Here is a 26,109-nt window from a genome sequence, read left to right as displayed (position 1 = left end):
CCCGCCATCTCACGATGTCCTGCCCCCTTCCCTACGTGTCGCGACCGTAAGGGATTCATCACTTTCCGCCACATCGGGGTGAAGGGCATCACATCGCGTCGTTTCAGGCTTACTTGTTTCCGTATTGCACGTGTGTGTGCTTGGTTGTCTGCTTGACCCAGGCTGAAAGCTTCGGCCAAGGCTTCATTCTCTGTAATCTAGACGTCGTCTTACCCAGGAGAGTTCCCGGTGACCGTAGTTCTCGATCCGAGTGCCCAATCCGCCCCGATCCAGGGCGTGTTGGACCCCATTTCGTGTGACGCACGCGACTTCGGTGCCTATGCGCGAAACGGCGGCTGGGCCTTCGCCCTGATGGTGGCGCGCAGCGTGCGCCCCGGCGGGCAGTCCGCGGACGAGACGCCGAAGGTGTCCGCGAAGGAGTTCGCCGAGCTGGCCGGGTGCTCCCCCGAACGGGTGATGCGCTATTACAAGGCGTGGGACAGGGCCGCCGACGAGGGTCTGGTCCCGCACTTCGAAGTCCTCGTCCCGGGCCAGGACATCGAACTCCCGGACGCCGAGGCGTGGCAGACGTACTACGTGTCCCGCTCCAGCGCCACCTCCGAGCGCGGCAGCGCCATCACCGAGGCCGCCGCGGCCGAGGGCATCCGCCCCACCAAGGCCCTCGAGGTCGCCGAGAACCCCACCGCGCTGCGGGCGGCGATCCTCGCCGACCCCTCCACGGCCCAGGCGGCCCGGGCCGCGCTCCTCGACCGGGTGAAGGAGGACCCGGCGCTGCAGGCCGAGCTGGCCCGTGACATCGCCCGCACCGACGAGCTGAAGAAGGCGGTCGCCACCGAGACCAGGGCGGCCGACCGGATCGGCTACGTCCGCCAGATCGCGGAGAAGGGCCAGATCAGGACACCGGCCGGACAGACCCTCGACGCGCCGGCCGAACTGCTCTCCGAGGCCGAGCGCCACCTCTCGCTCCTGGACGAGCTGGACGAGGGCGAGGACACCGGCGAGTGGGCGACCGAGGCGTACGACACCATGAAGAACCTCGTCGTCGAGACCGTGGAGGCGGACCCCGAACTGCGCGTCCAGGAGCGCCGCACGAAGTTCTACAGCAGCCTGCAGAAGGCCACGAAGGTCTTCGAGGAGCTGACCTTCGACGACGCGGACGACATCTACGAGGACGACATGGTGCAGCGCCTGGAGGAGCTCCAGCAGGCGATCGGCTCCTGCATCACGGCACTGCGCAGCGCGGCTCCCCGCCCGTGAGCCGTGCCGGTGGTCTCCCGGGAACGGCCTGTTCCCGGGAGACCACCGGTTTCACCGGGGAAGACCGGACGGGTCGGTCGCCCACCGGGTGTTGGGCTGTTCGGCGAGCCGGAAGGCGATCCTGCCGCCCTTCGTCGTCAGGTCGGCATTCGTCCAGGAGCGTTGCGTGGGGCGCCCGTTGACGCGTACGGCGTCGATGTAGGGGTGTGCGGCGTCCGCGCCGGGCGCGGCGACGGTGAGGTCGGTGCCGCCCGGACGGTCCACGACCGCGCTCGGGAAGAGCGGGGCGCCCAGCAGCATCGAGGCGCTGCCCGGGCTCTGGGGATACAGACCGAGGGCGGAGAAGACGTACCAGGCGGACATGGTGCCCAGGTCGTCGTTCCCGGGCAGCCCCGAAGGACCGGTCCCGTACACGGTGTCGAGGATCTGCCGCACCGTCGCCTGCGTCTTCCAGGGCTGTCCGAGGGCGTTGTACAGCCAGGGCGCGTGGATGCCGGGTTCGTTGGTCGGGTCGTAGCGCAGCGGGTCGCCGCCGCGCACCGACCAGGAGCCGTCCGCAGCGTGGAAGAACCCGTCGAGGCGGGCGGCGGCCTTCTCCCGGCCGCCCATCGCGGCCGCCAGACCCTGGACGTCCTGCGGCACCATCCAGGTGTACGTGGCACTGGTGCCCTGGGCGAAGCCGAGGTCACTGCCCGGGTTGAACGGGCCCACCCAGGAGCCGTCGAGCCTGCGGGCCTGGATGTAGCCCGCGTCGGCGGTGGCGGCGGGGTTGAACACATTGCGCCAGTAGGCGCCGCGCTCGGCGAGCACCGCGGCCTCCTGGTCACGGCCGAGCAGCTTCGCCCACCGCGCGAGCGCGGAGTCGGCGACGGCGTCCTCCAGGGTCTCGGCGGCGCCGCCCCAGCAGTGGCAGACGTCCTGCGCGGCGTAGTGCGAGGTCAAGTACTGGGCGAGATTGGGCCGTTGGCCCACGCACTGTCCGGGGCAGCCCGCGTCCGAGAGACCGTCGGCGTTGGGCACGGTGGCCTGCCGGACCAGCGAGTCGAAGGCGCCCTCGTAGTCGAAGTTGCGCACACCCATGGCGTAGAAGGTGGCCAGGGTGGCCGCCGAAGGGTCACCGGTCATGACGTGGGTGGCGCCGCTGATGTGCACCCAGCGGTCCCAGACCCCGTTGTTCTGCTGCGCGAAGTTGTAGAGGGACTGGGCGAAGTCGCCCGCGATCCTCGGTTTCAGCAGGGCGAGCAGCTGTATCTGTGCGCGGTACTGGTCCCAGCCCGAGAAGTTGCTGTACTGCGCGCGCTGGCCTCGGGCGAGGCGGTGCACCGCGCCGTCCATGCCGTAGTACCGGCCGTCGGCGTCGCTGATCAGGTCGGGCTGCATCAACGCGTGGTACAGCGCGGTGTAGAAGGTGGTGCGTTGGGCGGAGGTGCCGCCCCCGACGCGTACGGTGCTCAGTTCGCGGTCCCAGGCGCGGGCACCCTCGTCGGCCACCTCGGCGACGCTCGCGTGCGACGGGATCTCCCCACGGAGGTTGGCCTCGGCGCCGCCGAGACTGACGTACGAGATCCCGATGCGCATGTGGACATCGTTGTCAGATCTGGTGTCGAAGCCGACGTATCCGCCGGAACCCCGGCCCGCGCGGTCGGCCCCGGTGGCGTACCCCTCGCCTCCCGAGGCGGAGGCCGAGCCCGCCGACAGCGTGCCGTCCTTCCACGTACCGAAGTCGGAGAAGGCACGGTCGAAGGAGGCGCTGAAGTACAGCTTGTAGTAGCTCTTGCGGTTGTTGGTGCCGCCGTTGGCGCGGCGTCCGCAGAAGGCGCCGGTGAGGACCCAGCCGGTGACCTTGCGGTGCGCGGCGTCGATGTCGACGTGCGCGTCCTGGCTGCCGTTGAGGGAGTTGGAGACGCGGAAGAGCAGGTTGGCGGGTCGGTCGCTCGGGAAGCCGAAGTCGGCGACACCGGCCCGCTCGCTGACGGCCAGGTCGGCGGTGGCGCCCGTCTTGAGACCGAGGGTGTAACGCCCGGGTACGGCCTTCTCCTCGGCGTGCGTGAAGTCGGCGGCGTAGACCGCGTCCTTGGTGTCCGCCGAGGGCGAGGACGTCACATCACCCACGAACGGCATGATCGGTACGTCTCCGGCGGCACCCGGGTTGCAGCCGGCGCCGTTGACGTGGGTGAGGCTCAGCCCCCGGATGCGGGTGGTGTCGTACTGGTAGCCGTTGGCGGCGCCCGTACTGGTCTGATCACCGGTGGTGCTGGTCGGGGACCAGGCGATCATCCCGTACGGGAGAGTGGCGCCGGGGTAGGTGTTGCCGCCGTTCGCCGATCCGATCAGTGGGTCCACGGCGGAGACCGGCCGCTGGGGCGGGAGGCCGGCCGCGTCCACCGGGGCGGGAAGGGCGAGGACGACCGCCGTGGTCACGACCACCGCGGCGGACCTGCTCGCGGTGCGACTGCCGAACCGTCTTGCTGTGCGCAGCCATGGGGGGCGCATACGTGGTGTCACCTTCCGTTGGACGAGGAGGTGCGATGACGGGTCGGACCGGGCTGTCCCCGACGACTGGCCGCCTCGGGCGCCGGTCCGGGCGCGAGGATAGAAGGCGGCCGGGAGCGCCGGAAGTGGCGGGTGCGGACTGCTGGTTACGGGGCGGTGAAGGGTGCGGGCGGGACGGGGGTGCGGAGCTCGGGCGGGTGGGACCCGCGGGTGGCGTCAGCCGGTCGCGTTCGCCGTCGCCGTCTCGGCCTCGGCCTCGGCACGGTAGAAGGCCATCCGGTCGACGAGCGGCTGGGGTGCGTGCGGGGCGAAGCAGAGGTCGAGGTTCTCCGCCGACGCGGCCGCCGCGGCCTCGCTGCGCGGGAAGAGCGCCTGCTCGTACACGGTCAGGGCCTTCTCGGTGTCGTCCGGGTGGGCGGCGAGGGCCGTCGCGAGTTCGGCGCCGTCGAGCATGGCGAGGTTGGCGCCCTCGCCGGCGAACGGGGACATCAGGTGGGCGGCGTCTCCGAGCAGGGTGACGCCCGGAACGCGGTCCCAACGGTGCCCGACCGGCAGGGCGTGGACCTGGCGGGCGACGAGCGCCCCGTCCGCGTCGGCGATCAGCGCCCGCAGCCGCTCGTCCCAGCCTTCGAAGTGCTCCAGGAGACTCGCCTTGGCCGCTTCGACGTCGGTGAAGTCGATGGGTCCGGACGTGACCCAGTCGGCGGGCGCGCGCAGCGCGGCGTAGACGTGCAGCGAGCCGCCGGGGGTGCGGTGGGCGAGAAAGCCGTGGCCCTCGGCGAGCGCGAACATCATGCCGTTGCCCACGACGGCGGCGCTCTCCGGGTGCCGGGTGTCGGCGTCGAGGAGGTGCGCCTCGACGAAGGAGAGGTCGAGGTAGGCGGGGGTGGCGTCCGAGACGAGCGGCCGCACCTTCGACCAGGCACCGTCGGCGCCGATCAGCAGATCGGCGGTGATCGTCCGCCCGTCGGCGAACGTCACCTCGTGGCGGCCGTCCACGAGCGTCCGTACGCCGGTGACCTTGGCGCCCCAGCGGATGGTGCCGTCGGGCAGGGAGCCGAGGAGGAGGTCGCGCAGCACTCCCCGGTCCACCTCGGGCCGTATGCCGCCCTCGCCGTCGTCCGCCGTCCGGACGGTGGCCTCCCGGTCGAGGATGCGCATGGCCTCGCCGCCGGCGTGGATGACCGCCCGGAACTCCTCGTGGAGACCGGCGGCCCGCAGAGCGGCCTGACCGGATTCCTCGTGGATGTCCAGCATGCCGCCCTGTGTGCGGGCGGTGGGTGAGGCGTCCAGGTCGAAGACGGCGGACTCGATGCCGTTCAGGTGCAGTACGCGGGCGAGGGTGAGGCCTCCGAGACCGGCGCCGACGACGGCGATGGGGTGGTGAGTGGACAAGGTGTCGCTCCTTCGGAAGGGGTGACGCGGGTCGCTGTCACCCCTCAAAGGTAGCGAACATGTTCGTTGCGAACAAGTATGTTGCGATCGCGTTCGTTCTCCTTGGGTGTGGCTGCTCGACGTGCGGGAGGTTTGTGTCGGTGGGTGGGATCGTCGCCCGAAGGGGGAACCAAGGGGGGCGAACCAGCAGGGCGGACGGGCCCGCCGGAGAACCGGTGACGGGCAGCCGCGCGGGAGGCCCCGTGGCGGGCAGCCGCGCGGGAGGCCCCGTGGCGGGCGGCCACGCGGGAGGCCCCATGGCGGGCGGCGTCGCGCAGCGGTCTTCACGGCCGACCGCAGTCCCGCGGCGTCCGGGGAAGGCGGTCACTGCTTACTGTTGCCGCCCGCACAGCCACCGAGGCGGGTGCGGGCGGCCGGGGCTGCGGGCCAGGCGCGCGGGCCCGATCCGGTGGGAGCCGGGCCACCGGACCCCGCCCACGCGGAGGCCCACAGGCCCTGGGGGCAGAGCGCGACCGCCCGACGCCCCTCCTGGAGGCGCAGCCTCACACCATCAAGCGGCAAGCCACGTCTATGTGAGGGCAGCCCAAGGAGGGGCCACCGGACGACATCCGTCGCGCGGCCAGCCCCCGGCGGGGTGCTACCAGCGGCCCTCGACCTGCTCCTTGATCCGTCGGTCGTAGAGTTCCTCGATCGCGTCCAGCGTCTCCGTCGGCAGCGCCGGCAGCTTCGCGGCGGCCGCGTTGGCGTGGGCCTGTTCGAGCGAGCGGGCGCCCGGGATCACCGTGGTCACTCCGGGCTGCTGGATGATCCAGCGCAGCGCCAGCTGGGCCGGGGTGACGCCCTCCGGGGCGAGCGCGGAGAACTCGGCCGCCGCCTCGACGCCGGTCACGAAGTCGACGCCGGAGAAGGTCTCGCCCTGGTCGAAGGACTCCCCGTGACGGTTGTACGTCCGATGGTCGTCCGCCGCGAACACCGTGTCCTTCGTGTACTTGCCGGAGAGCAGCCCGGAGGCCAGCGGAACGCGGGCGATGATCGCGACGCCTGCCTCTCGCGCCGCCGGCAGAACCTGCCGCAGGGGCTTCATGCGGAACGGGTTCAGGATGATCTGCACGCTCGCCACGTTCGGCCGCGCGATCGCGGTCAGCGCCTCGTCACACGTCTCGACACTCACCCCGTACGCGGCGATCCGCTCCTCCTCGACCAGCGTGTCCAGCGCGTCGAACACCTCGTCCGACGAGTAGACGGGGGTCGGCGGGCAGTGCAGCTGCACCAGGTCGATGCGGTCGACGCCGAGATTGCGCCGGGAACGGTCGTTCCACGCGCGGAAGTTGTCGAGGACGTAGTTCTGCGGAATCTGCTCGACCCGGCGACCCATCTTCGTCGCCACCATCACGTGCAGGTCGGGGCGGCCACTGAGGAAGGACGCGATCGTCTGCTCGCTGCGCCCGTCGCCGTACACGTCAGCGGTGTCGAAGAACGTCACCCCCGACTCCGCCGCCGTCTCCAGCACCGCCTTGGCGTCCGCGTCGCTCACGTCGCCCCAGTCGGCTCCGAGCTGCCACGTACCGAGACCGATGACCGATGCCTTCTGGCCTGACCTGCCGAATTCACGCTCGTCCATGCCGTCAGTCTGACATCTCCGCCCGCCCGCGCAGGACGCCCACCCCGCCCGCGCCCGCCCTCGCCCCCCAGGCGGACGCAACAGTGCGTCATTCACCCACATGGATGAATCGTTTTGACGGACAGGTGATGCGTGTCAACCGTCACCTACCGTGAACCGCGTGACCGACCATTTAGAAAGTGAAGGGCGCACCCCCTGGTCCCGTCGGGGGTTCCTGCTGAGCGCGGCCTCGCTCACCGCGCTGCTGCCGCTCGCGCTGCCGGACCGCGCCGCCGCGGCGCAGGAGCTTCCCGGTTTCCCCGAAGGTGTCGACGTCTACCGGTCGGCGTACCGCAACTGGGTCGGCGAGATCACCGCCACGGGGCTGTGGGCCTGCGCCCCGGCCGACCAGGGCCAGGTGGTCGCCGTGGTCAACTGGGCCTGGAAGCAGGGCTGGTCGGTGCGTGCCCGGGGCAGTTCCCACGGCTGGTCACCGCTGACGATCCCCATGGGGACCGAGGCGGGCGCTCCCGTGCTGCTGGTCGACACCGCCCGGCATCTCACCGGTGTGTCCCTGGAGTCCACCGACCCCGCCGTCGTACGAGCCGGTGCCGGCGTCACGCTGGAAGCGCTGCTCGGTCATCTGGAGGACCACGGCCTCGGCCTCACGGCTGCGCCCGCGCCCGGCGACCTGACGCTCGGCGGCGCCCTGGCCGTCGACGCGCACGGCACGGCCGTTCCGGCCCACGGCGAGAGCAGACTGCCCGGGCACACCTACGGCTCGCTCAGCAATCTCGTCCTGTCCCTCACGGCGGTGGTGTGGGACGCGGACAGCGACGCCTATGTCCTGCGGACGTACGCAAGGGACGACCCCGACGGTGCGGCGCTCCTCACGCATCTCGGCCGCGCTCTGGTCACCGAGGTGACGCTGCGCGTGGGCGCCAACACCCATCTGCGCTGCGTCAGCCGGACGGACATCCCGGCCGCCGAACTCTTCGCGGCGCCGGGCGGCCCCGAGGGCCGGCGCACCTTCGCGAGCTTCCTGGACGAGTCGGGGCGTGCGGAGGCGATCTGGTTCGCGTTCACCGAGCACCCCTGGCTGAAGGTCTGGAGTGTCGCCCCCACCCGGCCGCCGGCCTCCCGCCGCGTGGGGTCGCCGTACAACTACCCCTTCTCGGACAACATCCCCACCGTCGTCGCCGATCTCGCCGGACGCATGGTGGCCGACGCGGCCTGGTATCTGGCGCCGCTCCTGGGCGCCGCGCAGCTCACCGCGGCGGCCGTGGGACTGACCGCCACCCTGTCGGCCGACCTCTGGGGGCCGTCGAAGAACACGCTGCTCTACATCAGGCCCACCACACTGCGGGTGACCGCCAACGGGTACGCGGTGCTCACCTCGCGTGCCGAAGTGCAGCGCGTCATCGCCGAGTTCACGGCCTTCTTCCGCGAGCGCCTCACCGCCTACGCCGCCCAGGGTCGCCACCCCGTCAACGGCCAGGTGGAAATCAGGGTGACCGGCCTCGACCACCCGTCCGACGCCGACTCGGCGGGTGCCCGTGCGCCACTGCTGTCCGCGCTGCGCCCTCGCGCCGACCACCCCGAATGGGACACGGCCGTCTGGCTGGACGTGCTGACACTGCCCGGGACGCCCGACGCGGAGGCGTTCTACCGGGAGTTGGAGCGCTTCCTGCTGACGACGTACGACGGCGGGTACGCCCTCACCCGCGTCGAGTGGTCCAAGGGCTGGGGCTACACGGACGAGGCCGCGTGGGACGACGAGGAGGTGCTGGGCACCGCGGTGCCCGCCTCCTTCCGGGACGGCGTGGGCCCGGGCTGGGACGAGGCGGCCACCGTCCTCGACCGGCTCGATCCTCACCGGGTCTTCGGCACGGCCCTCCTCAACCGGCTCTTCCCCTGATGTCCGGTCCCGCGAAGCGCGATGGTCTCACTCGACGGCAGCGGTCAGTTGCTCGTGGTCGGGCGTACTCGTCTCGCGGAACAGCAGACGCGCGGGAACCGTGAGGAGCCACCAGTACTTGGCTGCCGTCGGGGAGGCGAGCGACACCGGAATCGAGGTCGCGAAGACGAGGACGGTCAGGAGACCCCTCAGGACCGACTGCCTGATCTGCGCGGGGAGCACGGTCGGCTTGGCAAGGGCCGGACTGGCCCACAGACGGGCGGACATGGCTGTGAGCAGCCCGACGGCGAGGACGATCGTCGCCGCGTAGACCGAGGTGGCCACGGCGGTGTTGCCGTACTCGCTGATGAGACGCGTGGGGAACGGGAGCGCGGCCACGACGGCGAGCAGAGCGAGATAGAGGCGGAGCAGCCAGTTGTCGAGCGCGGCGATCTGCCGGAAGAGCGCGTGCTGGCCCAGCCACAGGGCGCCGATGACGGCGAAGCTCAGCAGATACGCCCCGAACTTGGGCAGGGCGTCCCTCAGCGCGGCTCCGACCTCGCCGTCGGCCAGCCCCTCGGGAACGGTGATGTCGAGCGCGAGCAGTGTGATGGCGATCGCGATCACCGCGTCGCCGAAGGTGACGAGCCGGTCGGGATCCATCATGGCGTCGCGGCGGGGAAGGCGCGGGACACGGTTGGTCATCAGGGGGGCACCAGGGGTGTGAGGAACGCCTGTCGGCGTCAATGGGGACGGCAAGCGGTCAGAGTACCGGCGCCCGCCCGCGCGCACTCCCGCCTCAGAAGAAGCTGAGAAGTTCCTGTGCCAGGCTGCGAGCCGCCGGGCGCCGGGCGATCATCACCGCCGCCCCTGAACACCCCCCACTTCGCGACCGAGCGTCTCCAGGAGACAAGCCCGATGAGCCCCAGCATTGTCAACGGCCTGCCCGCACACGTCCTGTTCGTCCACATCGTCGTCGTCCTCGTACCGCTGAGCGCACTGGCGCTCGTCGTCTGCGCGATCTGGCCGCACCTCGCGCGGCGCCTCGGCGTCCTGCCGCCGGTGCTCGCGCTCGTGGCGCTGGTGAGCGTGCCTCTCACCACGCAGGCGGGAGAGTGGCTGGAGAAGCACGTCGACAGTTCGTCCCTGGTGGAGCGACACGCCCAGCTCGGCGACGGTCTGCTGCCATGGGCCCTCGGCTTGTTCGTGCTGTCCTCGGCCCTGTGGTGGGCGGCGCGACGCACCGCCCCCGGCGAGGGAGACACCCAGGGTCCGGCGATCCGTCTGACGTCCGCGCCGATACGGACCGCCGCGGTCGTGCTGTCCCTCGTCGTGGCGACAGGCTCCGTGGTGGACGTGTACCGCATCGGCGACTCGGGTGCCAAGGCGGCCTGGCACGACGCCTACTCGAAGACCACGCAGAGTCAGGGCAACTGACCGAGGCCGCCACAAGCGGGCTCCACACAACCGCTGCCCGCACAGCCGAGGTTCCGCACGGCGGAGCCTCGGCTGTTCGCTGTCTCCGGGATGGTCGATGCGTTCAACTCCTTGTGAACCCAGGTCAATTCGAAGCCCGCTTTGCTTCATCTCTTGACGAGTTTGGTTCAGACCTTTAGGTTCACCGATCACTACAGCTCCATGAATGCACTCAACGTTCACGGACATGAACGCCCCCCACTGTCAGCCTCCCCGAAGGGCTGTGACCCTCTGATGGCAAGACAATCCCTCGCGCGCTCCACCGTGCTGCGCGCCACTCTGACCACGGCGGTGTTCGCTCTCTCCGCCGGCGCCCTGAGCGTCTCCCCCGCCTCCGCCGCCACCGGGACCATCACCGGACTCGCGGGCAAGTGCCTCGACGTGGCCGGCGCGAACTCCGCGAACGGTACGGCCGTTCAGCTCTACGACTGCAACGGCACCACCGCCCAGCAGTGGACCGTCGGCTCCGACGGAACCGTACGAGCCCTCGGCAAGTGTCTTGACGTCACCGGCAACTCGACCGCGGACGGGGCCAAGCTCCAGCTGTGGGACTGTACGGGCGGCGCCAACCAGAAGTGGACGGTCTCCGCCGCCCGCGACCTCGTCAATCCGCAGGCGAACAAGTGTGCCGACGTCACCGGCAACACCTCGACCAACGGCACGCCTATCCAGATCTGGACCTGCACCGGCGCCGCCAACCAGAAGTGGACCGCGCCCGCCGCCGACGGCGGAGGCACGCCCCCCTCCGCGGCGATGGCCGTCGCCCCCTACCTCTACAACGGCTGGGGCAACCCGCCGAGCCCCACCACCGTCATGAACGCCACCGGCGTCAAGTGGTTCACGCTGGCCTTCGTCCTCAGCAACGGCTACTGCAACCCGCAGTGGGACGGCGGTCGCGCGCTGACCGGCGGCGTCGACCAGCAGACCATCAACACCGTGCGCTCGGCCGGCGGCGACGTCGTCCCCTCCTTCGGCGGCTACAGCGGCAACAAGCTGGAGAGCTCCTGCTCCAGCGCCGGAGAACTGGCCGCCGCGTACCAGAGGGTCATCAACGCGTACGGGCTCAAGGCGATCGACATCGACATCGAGGCCGACGCCTACAGCAACACGACGGTCCAGCAGCGCACCGTGGACGCGCTCAAGACCGTCAAGGCCAACAACCCGGGCATCAAGGTGTACGTCACCATCGGCACCGGGCAGAGCGGCCCCGACGCCAGCCTGATCAACCGGGCCGCGGCGTCCGGGCTGACCGTGGACGCCTGGACGATCATGCCGTTCGACTTCGGCGGCGCCGGCCAGAACATGGGCACGCTGACCCAGCGGGCCGCGGAGGGCCTCAAGACCGCGCTGAAGAACGCGTACGGCTACAGCGACGACCAGGCGTACCGGGACATGGGCATCTCCTCCATGAACGGCATCACCGACAACAACGAGACAGTCACCACCGCCGACTTCCAGACCATCCTCGGCTACGCGCAGACGCACCACCTCGCGCGGCTGACGTTCTGGTCGGCCAACCGTGACCGTCCCTGCCCGGGCAGCTACCCGAACGACGACACCTGCTCCGGAGTGGCCCAGAGCAACTGGCAGTTCACCAGCATCTTCGCCAAGTACACCGGCTGACGGACGCCCTCCGACCTTTCCACCCCACCCCCCATCACCACAGGAGAATCCGTGCTCAGACGGAAGAGACTGACCGGCCGCCATCGCGTCCCGAGAGCGCTCACGGCGGTCGCACTCGTGGCGACCACCGTGACCGGCATCGAGTTCGCCGCGCAGGGCTCGGCGAGCGCGGCCGCCTCGGCCGCCGCCGCGATACCGACCGGCTACACCACCGTGGTCAACAAAGGCAGCGGCAAGTGCGTCGACGCCCGCTCGGCCGCGAGTGCCGACGGCACCGCCGTCCAGCAGTACGCGTGCAACGGAAGCACCGCGCAGAACTGGCAGTTGGTGGCCACCAGTGGCGGCTACTACCGGGTGAACAGCAACCTGGACGCCACAAAGGCGTGGGACGTCACCGACGTCTCCACCGCCGACTCCGCGCCCGTCCAGCTGTGGACGTACTCCAGCGGCAACAACCAGCAGTGGCTGCCCGTCGCCGAGGCCGACGGCGCCTACCACTTCGTCAACCGCAACAGCGGGAAGTGTCTGGACGTCCCGAGCGCCTCCACCGCGGACAGCGTGCAGCTGGCGCAGTACACCTGCAACGGCACCGCCGCGCAGTCCTTCACTCTGGGTGGCGGCACGACGAACCCGCCGGGCACTCCGGACTTCGGTCCCAACGTGACGGTGTTCGACCCGTCGATGTCGGCGGCCGGCATCCAGTCCAAGCTGGACTCGGTCTTCTCCCAGCAGGAGACCAACCAGTTCGGCTCGGCCCGCCAGGCCCTGCTGTTCAAGCCCGGCACCTACAGCGCCAACGCCAACGTCGGCTTCTACACGCAGGTCGCAGGCCTCGGCTTCTCGCCGGACGACGTGACCATCAACGGTTCCGTGCACGCGGAGGCCGACTGGTTCCAGGGCAACGCCACCCAGAACTTCTGGCGCGACGCCGAGAACCTGTCGGTCAACCCCACCGGCGGCAGCGACCGCTGGGCCGTCTCGCAGGCCGCCCCGTACCGGCGCATGCACGTGCGCGGCAACCTCGCGCTGGACGACGGTGGCTGGTCCAGCGGCGGCTTCATCTCCGACACCAAGGTCGACGGACAGATCCAGTCCGGTACCCAGCAGCAGTTCCTCACCCGGAACTCACAGATGGGCAGTTGGTCCGGCTCCAACTGGAACATGGTCTTCGTCGGCGACCAGGGCGCGCCCGCCCAGTCCTTCCCGACGTACACCAACGTCGCCAGCTCCCCGACGATCCGCGAGAAGCCGTTCCTCTACGTCGACAGCGCGGGCGCCTACCAGGTGTTCGTGCCCGGGCTGCAGTCCAACGCCGTCGGCACCACGTGGAGCGGGAAGACCCCGACGGGCAAGTCCCTGCCGATCGACCAGTTCTACATCGTCAAGCCCGGCGCCACCGCGGCCGACATGAACTCGGCCCTCGCGGCGGGCAAGAACCTGCTGGTCACCCCCGGCGTCTACCACCTCAACCAGACGATCAACATCACGCGCCCCGACACGGTGGTGCTGGGCATGGGCCTGGCCACCTTCGTGCCGGACGGCGGGATCACCGCCGTCACCACCGCCGACGTGGACGGCATCCAGCTGGCGGGCCTGCTGATCGACGCGGGCACCACCAACTCCACCACCCTGATGCAGATCGGCCCGTCCGGTTCGTCCGCCACCCACGCGGCCGACCCGACGCAGCTGTCCGACGTCTTCATCCGGATCGGCGGCGCGACCGTCGGCAAGGCGACCAACTCGCTGGTGATCAACAGCGCCAACACGATCATCGACCACACCTGGATCTGGCGGGCCGACCACGGCAACTCCGGAACGGTCGGCTGGACGACCAACACGGCGGACAACGGCCTGACCGTCAACGGCAACAACGTCACCGCGTACGGCCTGTTCGTCGAGCACTACCAGAAGACCCAGGTCACCTGGAACGGCAACGGTGGCCGAACGTACTTCTTCCAGAACGAGATGCCCTACGACCCGCCGAACCAGGCCTCCTGGATGAACGGCGGCGGGAAGGGCTATCCCGCCTACAAGGTCGCCTCGTCCGTCACCAGCCACGAGGCGTGGGGTCTGGGCAGCTACTGCTACTTCAGCGCCAACTCGAGCGTGGTCGCCGATCACGCCTTCGAGGTGCCGAGCGTGTCGGGGGTCAGGTTCCACGACATGGTGACCGTCTCGCTGGGTGGTGTCGGCACCATCAGCCACATCATCAACAGCACGGGAGGACCGTCCAACTCCGGCACCAACGTCGCCTACCTCACCAACTACCCGTAAACCGCACGGAAAGGATCGATCAGCAGATGCACACCATCAGATCCGGTTCCACCCGCGCGGCCCTGCGAATCCTCCTCCTGCTGGCGGCGCTGCTCGGCCTCGCGGTACCGCCCGCCGCCCACGCGAGCACCGCGGCGACCCCGTTCAAGGTGCTCGCGCTCTACAGCGGCACCTACGACGCGGCACACATCGACTTCGACAAGGAGGCCAACGTCTGGTTCCCGCAGCAGGCCGCGGCGAACGGCTTCACCTACACGGCCAGCACCAACTGGGACCTGCTCGCCAACGGCGGGGTCAACGCGTACCAAGTCGTCCTGTTCCTGGACGACTTGCCGCAAACCGCCGCCCAACGCACCGGGTTCGAGGCGTACATGAGGGGCGGCGGCGGTTTCATGGGCTTCCACGTCTCCGCCTTCACGACGGACGCGGCGAGCTGGTCCTGGTACCACAACACGTTCCTCGGCTCGGGCAACTTCGTGTCCAACACCTGGGGTCCGACATCGGTGACCCTGAAGGTGGAGGACCGGACGCACGCGGCCACCAAGAACCTGCCGGCCACGTTCACCTCGTCGGTCAGCGAGTGGTACAGCTGGTCCAACGATCTGCGGCAGAACCCGAACATCAGGATCCTGGCCTCGATCGACCCCAGCAGCTTCCCGGTGGGAACGGATCCCAACCAGTCCTGGTACAGCGGCTATTACCCGATCCTGTGGACCAACACGCAGTACAAGATGCTGTACGCGAACTTCGGCCACAACGCGATGAACTACACGACCAACACGCGTCTGTCGTCGACGTTCGCGAGCGCGACACAGAATCAGTTCCTGCTGGACGGCCTGAAGTGGCTGGGAGGGGCCGACACCGGCACACCCCCGGCCGACTCCCCCTCCGAGACCGCCTGGTACTCGCTGACGAATGCCGGCAACGGCACCTGTGTGGACGCCCGTTCGGCCGCCACGGCGAACGGGACCGTGATCCAGCAGTACGCCTGCAACGGCACCCAGGCCCAGCAGTTCCAGTTCCGCTCGACCGACAGCGGGTACCGGCAGGCCGCCATCCGTGTCAATCCACAGCAGGTCATCGACGTGACCGGTGTCTCGACGGCCGACAACGCGCCGCTCCAGTTGTGGAGTTACTCGGGTGGACAGAACCAGCAGTGGCTGCCGGTGAAGGAGAGCACCGGGCGCTACCACTTCACGGCCCGCCACAGCGGCAAGTGCCTGACCTCGGCGAGCGCCTCGACGAACAGCGTCCAGCTCACCCAGCGCACCTGCGACGGCTCCGCGGCGCAGAGCTTCACGCTCACCGCGCAGCCCTGACAGCGACAGGCCGGTGCCCCCGCCGCGCATGGCGGGGGCACCGGTGTGTCACGTCAGGGTCCGACCAGGCGGGCGAGTTCGGTGCCGGCGAGCAGGAAGGCGCCCACGCCGAAGTTCGCGGTGCTGTCGTAGGTGACGGGCTGGCTGGATTCGGGGCGGTCGCCGACGTTCTGGACGTAGCCGAGGAAGCCGTCGGGGTGCACGGCCGTGCTGACGAGGCCGTTCCAGGCGCGGGCCACGACCGGGAGGTGGGTGCGCCGGTCGACGAGGCCGGCCCGGATCGCGTAGGAGGTGCCGTAGAGGAAGAAGGAGGTGCCGCTCGTCTCGGGGCCCGGCAGATGGGTGGCGTCGGCGAGGTTGACGTTCCAGAAGCCGTCGGTGCGCTGGATCCCGGCGACGGCCGTCACCAGACGTACAAGGGTGTCGCGGTACTCACCGGTGCGCCGCTCGGCGGGTGGCAGCGCCTTGAGCGTCTTGGCGTGTCCGCCCGCCACCCAGCCGTTGCCGCGCGACCAGACCACCGGCTTGCCCGCGGGCGAGAGGATCCCGCCGGGGACCCCGGGGAGGAACCGCTTGTCCCGATACCAGAGCCCCGTGCCGGCGTCGTACAGGCCGGGTCCGCCCTCCAGACGTTTGGTGTGGTCGTAGAGGGCGTACAGCTTCTGCCAGTACCGCGGGTCGCCGCGGAGCACTCCGATCCTGGCGAACGGAGGCATCGCCATGTGCAGGGCGTCGTCCCACCACCAGTCGTCGTTCTTGTCCGGCTGGTCGGTGTAGACCATGCGGTGGAGCGACTCCTCGATGGCGGAGATCTTGCTCTCCTCCGGCTCGATCTCGTACAGGTCGAGGTAGGCCTGCCCGGCGTTGTGATTGTCGGCATGGCGCGTGGTGACTCCGCCGTTGAGGCCGTACGCGTGCTTCTCGGCCCAGTTCCTGGCGTACGCCAGATAGCGGGGGCTGCCGGTCAGGCGCTGGAGAGCGAGCAGTCCGCTGAAGAAGGTGGCGTTGGCCCAGCCGTTGTCGCCGGGGTCCGTGTGCGCGCCGATCCACTGGTCGGCCACGCGCCGCAGGACGGTGACGACCGCGGCTCCGGAGGGTAGCGGCGTGGCGGGTGAAGCGGCTTGCGCGGTGTCCGTCAGGGCGGGTTGGAGCGAGGCGGCGGCCGCGAGGGCGGCTCCACCGGTCAGCAGGCGTCGTCTACGCATATGAACAACTCCTACGGATGGGGACTCCCATCCTCAACACCCGTCTCAGTCGCTGTCCATGGCCCGTCGTCAACTTGTCGTGAATCAGACCAGGTTCACATCCTGATGCGATCTTCATGGAGCAGAACCCAGGCCGTACGGCCTCCCGCTCACACCGGGCCATGCCGCCCACCGGGCTCCCGACCTCACGTTCCACGCCCGCCGAGCTACGGCGTGTGGTCATCCATGCCCTGGTCAGCACGGTCCGTGAGCTATGTTGAGTTCTCGTGGGACACGAAGGAGGCACATCGGTGCCATCGCCGCAGCAGGCACGCGCTCAGGCGTCTGCGATCACCTCGGGAAAGACGGCTCCGGAGGTGGGCGCGGCACCCACGTCCCAGCTCAGGGAGTTGTTCGACGGCCCCCGGCTCTCGCCCGGACAGCGCCGCATCGCCCAGTACCTGATCGAGCACATCACCGAGGCGGCGTTCCTGTCGATCACCGATCTCGCCGAACGCGTCGGGGTCAGCCAGCCTTCGGTGACCCGCTTCGCCGCGGCGGTCGGCTTCAGCGGCTACCCCGCGCTGCGGGAGAAACTGCAGGCCATCGCGCTCAGCACACTCTCCAGCGCCCCGGGCGCGCCCGCGGAGGACCACGGCAACGAGCTGCAGTTGGCGGTGGACGCCGAGATCGAGAACCTGGAGAACCTGCGCCGCGACTTCGCCGATCCGGACCAGGTGATCGCCATCGGCCGCGCGCTGTCGCAGTCGACCCCGCTCACCGTTCTCGGCCTGCGCATCTCGGTGTCGCTGGCCGAGTACTTCGCCTACGCCGCCCGCCGCATCCACCCCGATGTGCGGCTGGTGACGCGCGGCGGGAGCGTCGCCTACGACGCGCTGCTCCAGTCGCGCGAGGCGGGCGGCACCTGGCTGCTCGCCTTCGGAATGCCCCGGCACGCCCAGGAGACGCTGACCGCGGTGCGGGTCGCGCGCAGCGCGGGGCTGAAGGTTGCCCTGATCACCGACCTGGCGCTCGGACCGCTCGCGGACGAGGCGGACGCCACCTTCACCGTGGGCACCGGGGCCCGTCTCGTCTTCGACTCCTACGCCGCGCCCGTCATGATGTCGGCGGCGCTCCTCCAAGCCATGTCCGACGCCGATCCGGAGCGGACGCAGGCGCGGCTGGAGGAGTACGAGCAGATCGCGGAGCAGCACCAGTTCTTCCTCAAGGACTGACCCCCGCACGGCTTCCCTCCCGCACACCCCCCGCCACTACGGCATCGCGGGATCATTCGCCCATATCGCGGATGAATTTTTTCATGTCCTTGCGCATCCGGCGGTATATATAAATACTTCTCGCGGATGAGACCAGGAGGCCTCCGGGTCACGTCCTACGGCCATCCGGGGCCGTCCGCTCCTACCCGCATGGGGCCCCGGATGTTCGGACGGGCCCCGCGTGAGTGGGTGCCCGTGGTGGCGGCCCCGGCCATCCCCTAGACCGGGGCCGCCCCATAACCCGCTGACCCTTGCCGCCGACGTAACCCGGAAGCGATGAACATGGCCCTGACGACGTACTCACCGATGACCTCGGACTGGCCGTGCCAGGTCAAGACCCCCGGCAGCTTCGACTGGGAGCGCTCCGCGACCAAGTGGCTGCGCGATCTGGTGCCCTCCCGCTACGCGAGCTACCCGGCGCTCAGAAAGCACCCCGTGCTGCTCGCCCGTCACGCCCAGATCCAGGTGCAGCACGAGATCCGGGTCGCCCGGACCGCCCTGCAGACCGCCCGGGCCGAACTCCCCGCTCTCGGCCTGCACGAATCGGTCATCGAGCACACCATCAAGATGTACGCCGCCGAAGTGCTGCAGCTCAATCACATCGCCCGGAGCGTCCGAGCGGTGACCCAGGCACTCGTCGACCACAACGCCGGGCGAAACTGAGGTCCCGGGTCCAGGTGGTGGTCCCGGCGGGATCATCACCGGGAGACGTCGTGGACACCCAGAGGCCGAGGACCGAACAGACCACTGAAGCAGCGGAGAAGGCCGCGGGCGCGCGGGCGCTGGACGTGCGGTGGATCCACGGATCGCCGTCGGCCAAGCACAACACCGATCCCGACATCCAGGTCCACGCCCACGACGCGCACACGGTGATCCTGCGGCAGAACATGGCCGTCGACTACGAGGCGCCGTTCCTTTTCCTGCTGTTCGGCGAGACACGGGCCGTGCTGATCGACACCGGTGCCACGGCCTCGGCCGACTGGTTCCCTCTGCGCCGGGTGGTGGACGAGCTGCTGGAGACCTGGCTGACCGCCCGTCCCCGGGAGGGCTACGAGCTGTTGGTGCTGCACACCCACCCGCACGGCGACCACGTCGCGGGGGACGCGCAGTTCGCCGGCCGTCCCGGCACCACGGTCGTCGACGCGGCCCTCGACAAAGCCTGGCCGTTCTTCGGCTTCGACGGCGACCCCGAAGGAGTCGCCCGCGTCGATCTCGGGGGCCGGGTCCTGGAATGCCTGGCCACGCCGGGCCACCACGCGGCCGCGGTGACGTACTTCGACCCCTGGACCGGCTTCCTCCTCACCGGTGACACGGTCTATCCCGGCCGTCTGTACGTCGAGGACTGGGCCGCGTTCACCCGCACCGTCGACCGCCTGATCGACTTCTGTGCCGAACGGCCGGTCACGCACGTGCTCGGCTGCCACATCGAGATGTCCGGCAACCGGGTGTGGACTATCCCGTCCGCACGACCTACCAGCCCGACGAGCCGCCCCTGCAGATGACGACGGGCCAACTGCACGACATCCGCGCGGCGATCGACACCGTCGGCGACCGCCCCGGACGGCACGTCTTCGACGACTTCGTTCTCTGCCGCCGTGACGTTCCCGAGGGTCGGTAAGAGCCGTACGGCCGGATTGTCAGAGGTGCGCAGTACGGTCCTGTCATGGCAGCCAGAATCGATCTGACCCTTGACTGCGCGGACGCGAAACTCCTCGCCGAGTTCTGGAAGACGGCACTCGGGTACATCGACGAGCCTCCGCCCGCTCCGTTCACCACCCGCGAGGAGTGGCTCGCGCAGTTCGACCTCCCGGAGGACGACTCCGCGGACGACGGCGCGTGGCTCTGCGATCCCGACGGCGTCGGCCCCCGCCTGTCCATCCTCAAGGTTCCCGAGCCGAAGACGGCGAAGAACCGCCTCCACATCGACGTCCGTGTGCCGGGACACGGCGGTCCCGAAGAGCGGTGGGCGCGGATCAGGGCGGAGTCCGAGCGGCTCGTGAAGGCGGGCGGCTCCGTCCTGGAGGAGTTCGACGGGCACCACGTGGTGATGGCCGACCCGGAGGGCAACGAGTTCTGCGTCGCCGCCGGCTCGGCCTGAATCGGCCGGTGTTTCGGGGGCGGTACGAACCGGGCGAGCGGGAACACGAAGGGGAGGAACTGCCCTACGAGAGCTCTGGACGGAACTCATGGACTCCACGACATGGACGGTGGTCCTCATCGTCGCGATCCTGGGTGCCGCCGCGCTCGGGGTGGCGATCGCGGTCCTGGTACGACTCGTGCGCACCCGCCGTGACCTCAGGCGCGCGGGGCTTCCGACCGGGTCCCGCTGGGTCTTCTGGGGTGCGGTCGCCTATCTCCTGCTGCCGACCGACCTGCTGCCCGACCCCATCTACCTGGACGACATCGGCGTACTCCTGCTCGCGCTGCGGTCGTTGCGCCCGCCCGAGGCGATCGACGCACGCGGTGCCGCGGAGCGCGGGAACCCTCGGGAGCGAACGGGACGTTGACGGGGTGAGCGGGCGGGAAGCGGGTGCGCCCGTGCCGGTGGTCCGCGAGGACCGTCACTTCCACGGGCGGCACGATGAGCGAGTTGGTTCCCGGGGGCAACGTGCCCCTGCCGGGCGGCATCCTGACGATCCGGGTGCCGGGTCCCTTCGACGTCTCCGCACTCATCACCGACGACAGCGGCAAAGTGCGCGGCGACGCCGACTTCGTGTTCTACAACCAGCCGACGGCACCGGGCGCCCGGCTCACCGGGGAGCACCTCACCATCGACCCGCCGCGCCTGCGGCCCGGCGCGAGCCGCGTCACCGTGGTCGTCAGTCCGGCCGATCCCGGTACGCCACTTGGCCGACTGCCCGCTCCCACCCTGCACGTCAGCGGTCCGGGCGGTCACGCCCTCGCCCGGTTCACACCCCCGCGCCCACAGCGGGAGACCGTGCTGCTGCTCGCCGAGATCTACCGACGCGGCACGGCGTGGAAGCTGCGCGCACTGGGCCAGGGATACGCGGACGGACTGGCCGGCATCGCACGGGACTTCGGGGTCGATGTCACCGAGGACGCCACCGGGGACGATCCGACACCGATGGCGGCTGCCGACCCGGACGGCTTCCTCGACCTGGTCAACTCGGTGCGCGGCGCGGCCGGTTCCCCGCCCGTCTCCCTCGACGCGCGGCTCGCGACCGCGGCCCGGGCCCACGCCTCCGACATGGCGGCACGCGGACTCCTCAGCTCCGAGAGCACCCGGGGGATCTCCGTCTACCAGCGCATCACATCCGCCGGATACGCGTATCTGACCGTCGGCGAGCACCTCGTCTCCGGCCCCCGCACCCCGGGCGAGTTCGTGGAGTACTGCCTCACCACCGAGCAGTCCCGCGACACGCTGTACAACCCGGCGTACAGCCAGGCGGGGCTCGCGTACGTCCCCGGCCGACGCTCCGGCGACATGTACTGGACGGCGCTGTGGGCCAGGCCCTTCAGCCACGACGGCCTGCGGCAGACGGCGGGTGAGGTGGTCGCGCTGACCAATGCCGAGCGGACCGCGGAGGGCCTGGCGCCGCTCGCCGTCGACACCCTGCTCACCACCGCGGCCCAGGCGCACAGCGACGACATGGTCGCCCGCGCCTTCTACTCCCACACCTCCCCCGACGGCAGCCAGCCGTGGGACCGGGCCGCCGCCGCGGGCTCCGAGCGCCGCACCATCGGGGAGAACATCGCCTGCGGCCAGCGCTCCCCCGCCGAGGTCGTCCGCGGCTGGATGAACAGTCCGGGCCACCGCGCCAACATCCTCAAGCCCGATTTCACCCACATAGGCATCGGCTTCGCGGGCGGCGGCACGGCGGGCACGTACTGGACGCAGCTTTTCGGCCGCTGAAGGATCTTTTCCGCTTTCCTTCGCGTGACATGCAACCCATCTGCCCCTCCTGCGCGTAGAGATGGTGCCGGCGTTCGCATCCGCGGCGCGGTACACAGAGGGAACTCGGGAGAAGAATCAGATGGTCTCAGGAACGGTGGGCAGAGGTACGGCGCTGGGCGCGGTGCTGTTGGCCCTCCTCGCAGTCCCCGCACAGGCCGGCACCGCCGCGGCCGCGGATCTGCCGGCACCCGACGACGCCGGTCTACAGGCGGTGCTGCACACGGCCCTTTCCCAGGGAGCCCCCGGTGCGATGGTGCGGGTCGACGACAACGGCACGATCCACCAGCTGTCGGAGGGAGTCGCCGACCGGGCCACCGGGCGTGCGATCACCACGACCGACCGGTTCCGCGTCGGCAGCGTCACCAAGAGCTTCTCCGCCGTGGTCCTGCTGCAACTGGTGGACGAGGGCAAGCTCGACCTGGACGCTTCGGTGAACACCTATCTGCCCGGGCTGCTGCCCGACGACCGGATCACCGTGCGTCAGGTGATGAGCCACCGCAGTGGGCTGTACGACTACACCAACGACATGTTCGCGCAGACGGTCCCGGGCTTCGAGTCCGTCCGCAACAAGGTCTTCAGCTACCAGGACCTGATCACCCTGTCCCTCAAGCACGGGGTCACCAACGCACCGGGCGCGGCCTATTCATACTCCAACACGAACTTCGTCGTCGCGGGCATGCTCATCGAGAAGCTCACCGGCCACTCCGTGGCCACGGAGTACCAGAACCGCATCTTCACGCCGCTGAACCTGACCGACACCTTCTACGTGCACCCCGACACCGTCATCCCGGGCACCCACGCCAACGGCTACCTCACGCCGGACGAGGCCGGTGGGGCCCTGGTCGACTCCACCGAGCAGACGGTGTCCTGGGCGCAGAGCGCGGGCGCGGTCATCTCCAGCACGCAGGACCTGGACACGTTCTTCTCCGCGCTGATGAGCGGGCAGCTCATGTCCGCCGCGCAGCTCGCGCAGATGCAGCAGTGGACGACGGTCAACAGCACCCAGGGGTACGGCCTCGGCCTGCGCCGCCGTGACCTGTCCTGCGGTATCTCGGTGTACGGCCACACGGGCACCGTGCAGGGCTACTACACGTACGCGTTCGCCTCGAAGGACGGCAAGCGCAGCGTCACCGCGCTCGCCAACACCTCGAACAACGTGAACGTGCTGAACACGATGGCCCGCACGCTGGAATCCGCGTTCTGCGGCAAGCCGACGACCGCGAAGCTGCGCAGCGCGACCTCCTCGGCGACCACCGTGGAGCGCCACGAGGACATCGCGCCGGGTATCGCCCGCGACTGACGCGCGAAGGTGCGGCCGGACCCACCCGTCCGGCCGCACCCCTCCGCCGGACAGAACGTGGGCCGGGCTCATGACTTCTTCAGGTCGGACCGGTAGGTCCGGTACAGGGCGCTGCCGTCGCCGCATCGCCTCGGTGGCTCGCTGCACTTCTGGCAGGCGAGCAGGTGGTCGAAATACGCCCGGTAGCTGTGGGGGGCGAGCGTAGGGCGTTGCTGCGACATGACGTTCTCCCCGTGGACGGCGGCTGCGGCGCCCGCTATTGACCAAAATTCAACAGCTTGATGAGCATAGGCGGAATGACCGGTCCCTGACCCCGGGTCGCCGGAGCCTGGCCGAATCCCACTCCCGCCCCCTGATACTGGTGGCATGGGATTCGCCGTCTTCATGACCCTGCCGGGACTGGTCATCCTGCTGACTCTAGCGGCCTTCGCGGACCAGCTGTTGCCGCGCGCCGGACAGGCCGGCCTTCCGCCGTGGCGGAACGGCGTGTGCCAGGGCCAGATATCCGCTACCGGCTTCGAGCAGTTGATCGACCCGGTGGGCGGGACGGCCGTCGTGCGCAGGCCCCGCTCATGACCTTCGACGACCTCGTGGAGCGGGCCGCGGCGCTGGTGCGCCCCGGTGGGCGTGCGATTCTCGGGATCACGGGAAGCCCTGGCGCGGGCAAGACGACGCTGGCCGAGCGCCTGGTCAGGGAGCTGAACGGCGACGCGCCCGGCCGGGTCGCGCATGTGCCGATGGACGGGTTCCATCTCGCGGACGTCGAGCTGGACCGGCTGGGCCGCCGGGACCGCAAGGGCGCTCCGGACACCTTCGACGCGGCGGGGTATGCGGCGCTGTTGGGCAGGCTGCGTGACGAGGAGGAGGACGACATCGTCTACGCGCCGGGCTTCGAGCGGACCTTGGAGCAGCCGGTCGCGGGCGCCGTCCCGGTCTTCCGCAGCGCCCGCCTGATCATCACCGAGGGCAACTACCTCCTGCTGGGGGACGGGGCTTGGGCGCGCGTACGGTCACGGCTGGACGAGGTGTGGTTCTGCGAGCTCGACGAGGAGGAGCGCCTGCGTCGTCTCGTCGCCCGCCACGAGGAGTTCGGCAAGGACCACGACACGGCGGTGGCCTGGGTGCTCGGCACGGACCAGCTCAACGCCGACCTGGTCGCCGCGACACGGGACCGTGCCGACCTGGTGGTCGGCGCGGAGGTCACCGCCGCCGCAGTTCCAGCGCGGGTTCCCCTCGGTCATCACCCGCGGGATTCCCGATCAGCGCGGTGAACGCCTCGGTGCGGATCGTCAGGCCCGCCGGTGTTTCTGCGAAGGTGGGGGCGAGAGGGCCCGGGGAGCCGTAGCGCACAACGAAGACGTGCAGGTCCTGCGGGGCGCCGGGAGCCGGTGCGGCTTCGAGTGCCGTGGAGGTGACGAGGTGGCGCCAGCCCTCGTCCGGGTTGCCGTAGCCGCGCGGGTCCGCGGCCAGGGCGAACGCCGCCAGCTCCTGGGTCGTCTCGGAGCGGGCGTCGAAGTGGTCCACGCCGTCCGCTTGTGGATGTGTCAGCCTGAGCGGGCCGGCCGAGGTCACGGCGGCCTCGGCGGTCCTGCGCACCCGGTCCCCGTCGTCGGTGGCGTACGGCAGTCCGGCGAGCAGGTACGGCGTCCCGTCGAGGCGTTCGACGGCGACCGCGGTCCACAGGCTCACGCCGTCGGTGACGTACAACGACCGGACGTGGCGCAGCACCTGGTCGCGGCCGACGACCGGCTTGGTGACGAGCTTGGCGCTGAGGCCGTCGCTCTCGAGGTCGCGCACCCGTACCTCGCCCATGGGGCGGCTGAGCAGGAAGCCGTCGACGACCGGGCCGAAGCCGTGCTGGCGGTTGACCGCGGCGGGCAGGTAGTACGTGCCCGCCGCCTCGACCAGTGAAGGGGTCATCCGCTGGTCGAAGGCCACCGAGACCGTGCCCGCGCGCAGTTGATGCCGTGCGGGGTTCCTCGACGGCGTCCGGTGCCAGCGCGTGGTGTCCTGGATCTGCCAGACCAGCATGAACGCGAAGTGGCCGTCGATCGCGCCGTCCGGCCCGACCGCATGTCGGCCCCAGCGGGTGTCGCCCCGGTAGCGGCCGAGGTCGGCGCCGATCCGCCGGCCGAAGTGGCGCAGGCCGAGCACGGCCTCGAAGCCGGAGTGCTGTTCGCTGTAGCGCGGCCCGCCGATGTCGAAGCCGCCCACCGTCAGACGAGCGTCGAGATACCGGGCGAGTGCGTCCCCGTCCTCGGCGAAGACCGGCTCCCCGCTGACCTTGTGGGCCTGGGCGAGGAAGGAGAGGGAGATCGGCCCGTAGTTGTTGTCGTACGCGCCCCCGTGCTCCGGGGGCAGCAGGGCACCCCGGTCGCGGACGCGGCGGGCGCGGATCTCGTCGGCGTACAGACTCATCGCCCGCGCGCGGACCGACTCCCCTTCCTCCGTGGGGAGATGGCCTGCGAGCATCAGCCCACCGACGACGCAGCCGATGGCCTGGTTGCCGGCCTCCTGCGGGTTGAAGAAGGTCGCTTCGGTCAGCCACAGCCAGTAGCCGTGCGCCAGCCCGACCAGTTCGCGGCGGTCCTCGTCGGGGACGATCGGGTCGGCCGTGCCCAGGATGTTGACCGCTTGGAGCAAGGCCCACACCGTGCTCGGCCAGTCACCGATGGGGTGGGCACCGTCCTCCAGTACGTAGCGGGCGTACGGCAGTCCGGAGCCGCGCCTCCTCAGGTTCGGGTAGCCGGGGTTGTCCTCGGTGAAGACCCGCTCCCGCAGATGGAAGCGCAGGCCGCGGCCGACGGCCTCCGGCAGGCGCGGGTCCCTCCTGCGCTGCCAGGCGAGCGCCAGCAGGGAGGTGACGCCGAGGGAGGTGTCGCCGATGTCGTCCACACAGTCGGGGTGTTCGAGATTGCCCTCGGGCGTGAGGCGGGCCAGGGCCTGCTCCACCACGTCGGCGAGGACCGCGTCGTACGCCTCGGGCGTGTCCGGCAGATTGTGCAGCGGGCCGAGCTGGCGGAGGAGGTGCACGGGTGGATCAGCCCTTCATGCCGGAGGTGGCCATGGCGTGGTTTGTCGGGTCAGACGACGGGCGAGGG

Annotated in this window: 22 protein-coding genes; 15 read left to right on the top strand and 7 right to left on the bottom strand. The window is 70.1% G+C overall.

Annotation, left to right across the window (positions count from 1 at the left end; translation table 11 throughout):
- The first annotated feature begins 228 nt into the window (after nucleotides 1-228).
- Complete coding sequence (locus tag FNV62_RS48200) at nucleotides 229-1,257, top strand: hypothetical protein (protein WP_186003173.1); 1,029 nt, start codon at nucleotides 229-231, stop codon at nucleotides 1,255-1,257.
- Nucleotides 1,258-1,308: 51 nt separating this feature from the next.
- Here the strand turns inward: FNV62_RS48200 and FNV62_RS48195 are convergent, their stop codons facing one another.
- From FNV62_RS48195 to FNV62_RS48185, 3 genes are all read right to left on the bottom strand, one after another.
- On the bottom strand, nucleotides 1,309-3,750 hold the full coding sequence (locus tag FNV62_RS48195; RefSeq protein ID WP_143629754.1) for a GH92 family glycosyl hydrolase: 2,442 nt from the start codon (nucleotides 3,748-3,750) through the stop codon (nucleotides 1,309-1,311).
- Between the two features lie 216 nt (nucleotides 3,751-3,966).
- On the bottom strand, nucleotides 3,967-5,145 hold the full coding sequence (locus FNV62_RS48190) for an FAD-dependent oxidoreductase (RefSeq protein ID WP_143629751.1): 1,179 nt from the start codon (nucleotides 5,143-5,145) through the stop codon (nucleotides 3,967-3,969).
- A gap of 637 nt (nucleotides 5,146-5,782) precedes the next feature.
- A complete protein-coding gene (locus FNV62_RS48185) occupies nucleotides 5,783-6,766 on the bottom strand; it encodes an aldo/keto reductase (protein WP_097288020.1) in 984 nt (327 codons plus the stop codon).
- Nucleotides 6,767-6,926: 160 nt separating this feature from the next.
- Between FNV62_RS48185 and FNV62_RS48180 the strand changes: the two genes are divergently transcribed.
- A complete protein-coding gene (locus FNV62_RS48180) occupies nucleotides 6,927-8,663 on the top strand; it encodes a cholesterol oxidase substrate-binding domain-containing protein (protein ID WP_143629747.1) in 1,737 nt (578 codons plus the stop codon).
- A gap of 27 nt (nucleotides 8,664-8,690) precedes the next feature.
- Here FNV62_RS48180 and FNV62_RS48175 read toward each other — a convergent pair whose 3' ends face one another.
- Nucleotides 8,691-9,347 (bottom strand): TMEM175 family protein, encoded by a 657-nt coding sequence (locus FNV62_RS48175; RefSeq protein ID WP_097288019.1) that lies wholly within the window; start codon nucleotides 9,345-9,347, stop codon nucleotides 8,691-8,693.
- A 213-nt stretch (nucleotides 9,348-9,560) separates the two neighbouring features.
- Between FNV62_RS48175 and FNV62_RS48170 the strand changes: the two genes are divergently transcribed.
- The 4 genes from FNV62_RS48170 (at nucleotide 9,561) to FNV62_RS48155 (ending at nucleotide 15,334) form a co-directional block, all read left to right on the top strand.
- Complete coding sequence (locus FNV62_RS48170; protein WP_097288018.1) at nucleotides 9,561-10,079, top strand: DUF2231 domain-containing protein; 519 nt, start codon at nucleotides 9,561-9,563, stop codon at nucleotides 10,077-10,079.
- Between the two features lie 273 nt (nucleotides 10,080-10,352).
- Nucleotides 10,353-11,741, top strand: coding sequence for a ricin-type beta-trefoil lectin domain protein (locus FNV62_RS48165; RefSeq protein WP_143629745.1), 1,389 nt, complete (start codon nucleotides 10,353-10,355; stop codon nucleotides 11,739-11,741).
- 51 nt (nucleotides 11,742-11,792) lie between these two features.
- Nucleotides 11,793-14,015 (top strand): RICIN domain-containing protein, encoded by a 2,223-nt coding sequence (locus tag FNV62_RS48160; RefSeq protein WP_143604388.1) that lies wholly within the window; start codon nucleotides 11,793-11,795, stop codon nucleotides 14,013-14,015.
- Nucleotides 14,016-14,041: 26 nt separating this feature from the next.
- Nucleotides 14,042-15,334, top strand: a complete 1,293-nt coding sequence (locus tag FNV62_RS48155; protein WP_143604387.1) for an RICIN domain-containing protein — start codon at nucleotides 14,042-14,044, stop codon at nucleotides 15,332-15,334.
- A gap of 53 nt (nucleotides 15,335-15,387) precedes the next feature.
- Here FNV62_RS48155 and FNV62_RS48150 read toward each other — a convergent pair whose 3' ends face one another.
- Complete coding sequence (locus FNV62_RS48150) at nucleotides 15,388-16,539, bottom strand: glycoside hydrolase family 88 protein (protein ID WP_143629743.1); 1,152 nt, start codon at nucleotides 16,537-16,539, stop codon at nucleotides 15,388-15,390.
- Between the two features lie 290 nt (nucleotides 16,540-16,829).
- Here FNV62_RS48150 and FNV62_RS48145 point away from each other — a divergent pair, with 290 nt between their 5' ends.
- The 7 genes from FNV62_RS48145 (at nucleotide 16,830) to FNV62_RS48115 (ending at nucleotide 23,008) form a co-directional block, all read left to right on the top strand.
- Nucleotides 16,830-17,753: a MurR/RpiR family transcriptional regulator gene (locus tag FNV62_RS48145; protein WP_143604385.1), complete on the top strand. Its 924-nt coding sequence runs from the start codon at nucleotides 16,830-16,832 to the stop codon at nucleotides 17,751-17,753.
- Between the two features lie 321 nt (nucleotides 17,754-18,074).
- Complete coding sequence (locus FNV62_RS48140; protein WP_143605797.1) at nucleotides 18,075-18,455, top strand: hypothetical protein; 381 nt, start codon at nucleotides 18,075-18,077, stop codon at nucleotides 18,453-18,455.
- Between the two features lie 50 nt (nucleotides 18,456-18,505).
- On the top strand, nucleotides 18,506-19,294 hold the full coding sequence (locus FNV62_RS48135) for an MBL fold metallo-hydrolase (RefSeq protein ID WP_225900657.1): 789 nt from the start codon (nucleotides 18,506-18,508) through the stop codon (nucleotides 19,292-19,294).
- Nucleotides 19,295-19,455: 161 nt separating this feature from the next.
- Entirely contained in the window at nucleotides 19,456-19,890 is a 435-nt protein-coding gene (locus tag FNV62_RS48130) for a VOC family protein (protein ID WP_143604384.1), read from the top strand.
- An 88-nt stretch (nucleotides 19,891-19,978) separates the two neighbouring features.
- The gene (locus tag FNV62_RS48125) at nucleotides 19,979-20,299 is read left to right on the top strand and encodes a DUF1232 domain-containing protein (protein ID WP_060895600.1); all 321 of its coding nucleotides are present in this window, start codon (nucleotides 19,979-19,981) and stop codon (nucleotides 20,297-20,299) included.
- A gap of 74 nt (nucleotides 20,300-20,373) precedes the next feature.
- Nucleotides 20,374-21,666, top strand: coding sequence for a CAP domain-containing protein (locus tag FNV62_RS48120; RefSeq protein ID WP_143604383.1), 1,293 nt, complete (start codon nucleotides 20,374-20,376; stop codon nucleotides 21,664-21,666).
- Between the two features lie 121 nt (nucleotides 21,667-21,787).
- Entirely contained in the window at nucleotides 21,788-23,008 is a 1,221-nt protein-coding gene (locus FNV62_RS48115; protein WP_097288010.1) for a serine hydrolase domain-containing protein, read from the top strand.
- Between the two features lie 68 nt (nucleotides 23,009-23,076).
- Here the strand turns inward: FNV62_RS48115 and FNV62_RS48110 are convergent, their stop codons facing one another.
- Nucleotides 23,077-23,229 carry a hypothetical protein gene (locus FNV62_RS48110; RefSeq protein WP_164331877.1) on the bottom strand — a complete coding sequence of 51 codons (153 nt, stop codon included), beginning with the start codon at nucleotides 23,227-23,229 and terminating at the stop codon, nucleotides 23,077-23,079.
- A gap of 145 nt (nucleotides 23,230-23,374) precedes the next feature.
- On the opposite strand from FNV62_RS48110, the gene FNV62_RS48105 reads away from it, so the two are divergent.
- Complete coding sequence (locus tag FNV62_RS48105; protein WP_143604382.1) at nucleotides 23,375-23,584, top strand: hypothetical protein; 210 nt, start codon at nucleotides 23,375-23,377, stop codon at nucleotides 23,582-23,584.
- Nucleotides 23,581-24,279, top strand: a complete 699-nt coding sequence (locus FNV62_RS48100; protein WP_143604381.1) for a nucleoside/nucleotide kinase family protein — start codon at nucleotides 23,581-23,583, stop codon at nucleotides 24,277-24,279. The genes FNV62_RS48105 and FNV62_RS48100 overlap by 4 nt, the downstream gene beginning before the upstream one ends.
- Here the strand turns inward: FNV62_RS48100 and FNV62_RS48095 are convergent.
- On the bottom strand, nucleotides 24,209-26,041 hold the full coding sequence (locus tag FNV62_RS48095) for a hypothetical protein (RefSeq protein WP_143604380.1): 1,833 nt from the start codon (nucleotides 26,039-26,041) through the stop codon (nucleotides 24,209-24,211). The two genes, FNV62_RS48100 and FNV62_RS48095, sit on opposite strands and share 71 nt — an antisense overlap.
- Nucleotides 26,042-26,109: the final 68 nt, after the last annotated feature.

The sequence above is a fragment of the Streptomyces sp. RLB3-17 genome (assembly GCF_007113425.2).
In the GTDB taxonomy this organism is placed as follows: domain Bacteria; phylum Actinomycetota; class Actinomycetes; order Streptomycetales; family Streptomycetaceae; genus Streptomyces; species Streptomyces mirabilis_D.
The sequence above is the reverse complement of the archived record's forward strand: the minus strand, read 5'-3'. Positions and strand labels throughout refer to the sequence as shown.

Bases quoted from the DNA above. Each gene is read 5' to 3' on its own strand.
- FNV62_RS48185 (WP_097288020.1), bottom strand. From the start codon at position 6,766: ATGGACGAGCGTGAATTCGGCAGGTCAGGCCAGAAGGCATCGGTCATC.
- FNV62_RS48115 (WP_097288010.1), top strand. From the start codon at position 21,788: ATGGTCTCAGGAACGGTGGGCAGAGGTACGGCGCTGGGCGCGGTGCTG.
- FNV62_RS48150 (WP_143629743.1), bottom strand. From the start codon at position 16,539: ATGCGTAGACGACGCCTGCTGACCGGTGGAGCCGCCCTCGCGGCCGCC.
- FNV62_RS48105 (WP_143604382.1), top strand. From the start codon at position 23,375: ATGGGATTCGCCGTCTTCATGACCCTGCCGGGACTGGTCATCCTGCTG.
- FNV62_RS48155 (WP_143604387.1), top strand. From the start codon at position 14,042: ATGCACACCATCAGATCCGGTTCCACCCGCGCGGCCCTGCGAATCCTC.
- FNV62_RS48110 (WP_164331877.1), bottom strand. From the start codon at position 23,229: ATGTCGCAGCAACGCCCTACGCTCGCCCCCCACAGCTACCGGGCGTAT.
- FNV62_RS48130 (WP_143604384.1), top strand. From the start codon at position 19,456: ATGGCAGCCAGAATCGATCTGACCCTTGACTGCGCGGACGCGAAACTC.
- FNV62_RS48140 (WP_143605797.1), top strand. From the start codon at position 18,075: ATGGCCCTGACGACGTACTCACCGATGACCTCGGACTGGCCGTGCCAG.
- FNV62_RS48120 (WP_143604383.1), top strand. From the start codon at position 20,374: ATGAGCGAGTTGGTTCCCGGGGGCAACGTGCCCCTGCCGGGCGGCATC.
- FNV62_RS48125 (WP_060895600.1), top strand. From the start codon at position 19,979: ATGGACTCCACGACATGGACGGTGGTCCTCATCGTCGCGATCCTGGGT.
- FNV62_RS48100 (WP_143604381.1), top strand. From the start codon at position 23,581: ATGACCTTCGACGACCTCGTGGAGCGGGCCGCGGCGCTGGTGCGCCCC.
- FNV62_RS48175 (WP_097288019.1), bottom strand. From the start codon at position 9,347: ATGACCAACCGTGTCCCGCGCCTTCCCCGCCGCGACGCCATGATGGAT.
- FNV62_RS48195 (WP_143629754.1), bottom strand. From the start codon at position 3,750: ATGCGCCCCCCATGGCTGCGCACAGCAAGACGGTTCGGCAGTCGCACC.
- FNV62_RS48165 (WP_143629745.1), top strand. From the start codon at position 10,353: ATGGCAAGACAATCCCTCGCGCGCTCCACCGTGCTGCGCGCCACTCTG.
- FNV62_RS48170 (WP_097288018.1), top strand. From the start codon at position 9,561: ATGAGCCCCAGCATTGTCAACGGCCTGCCCGCACACGTCCTGTTCGTC.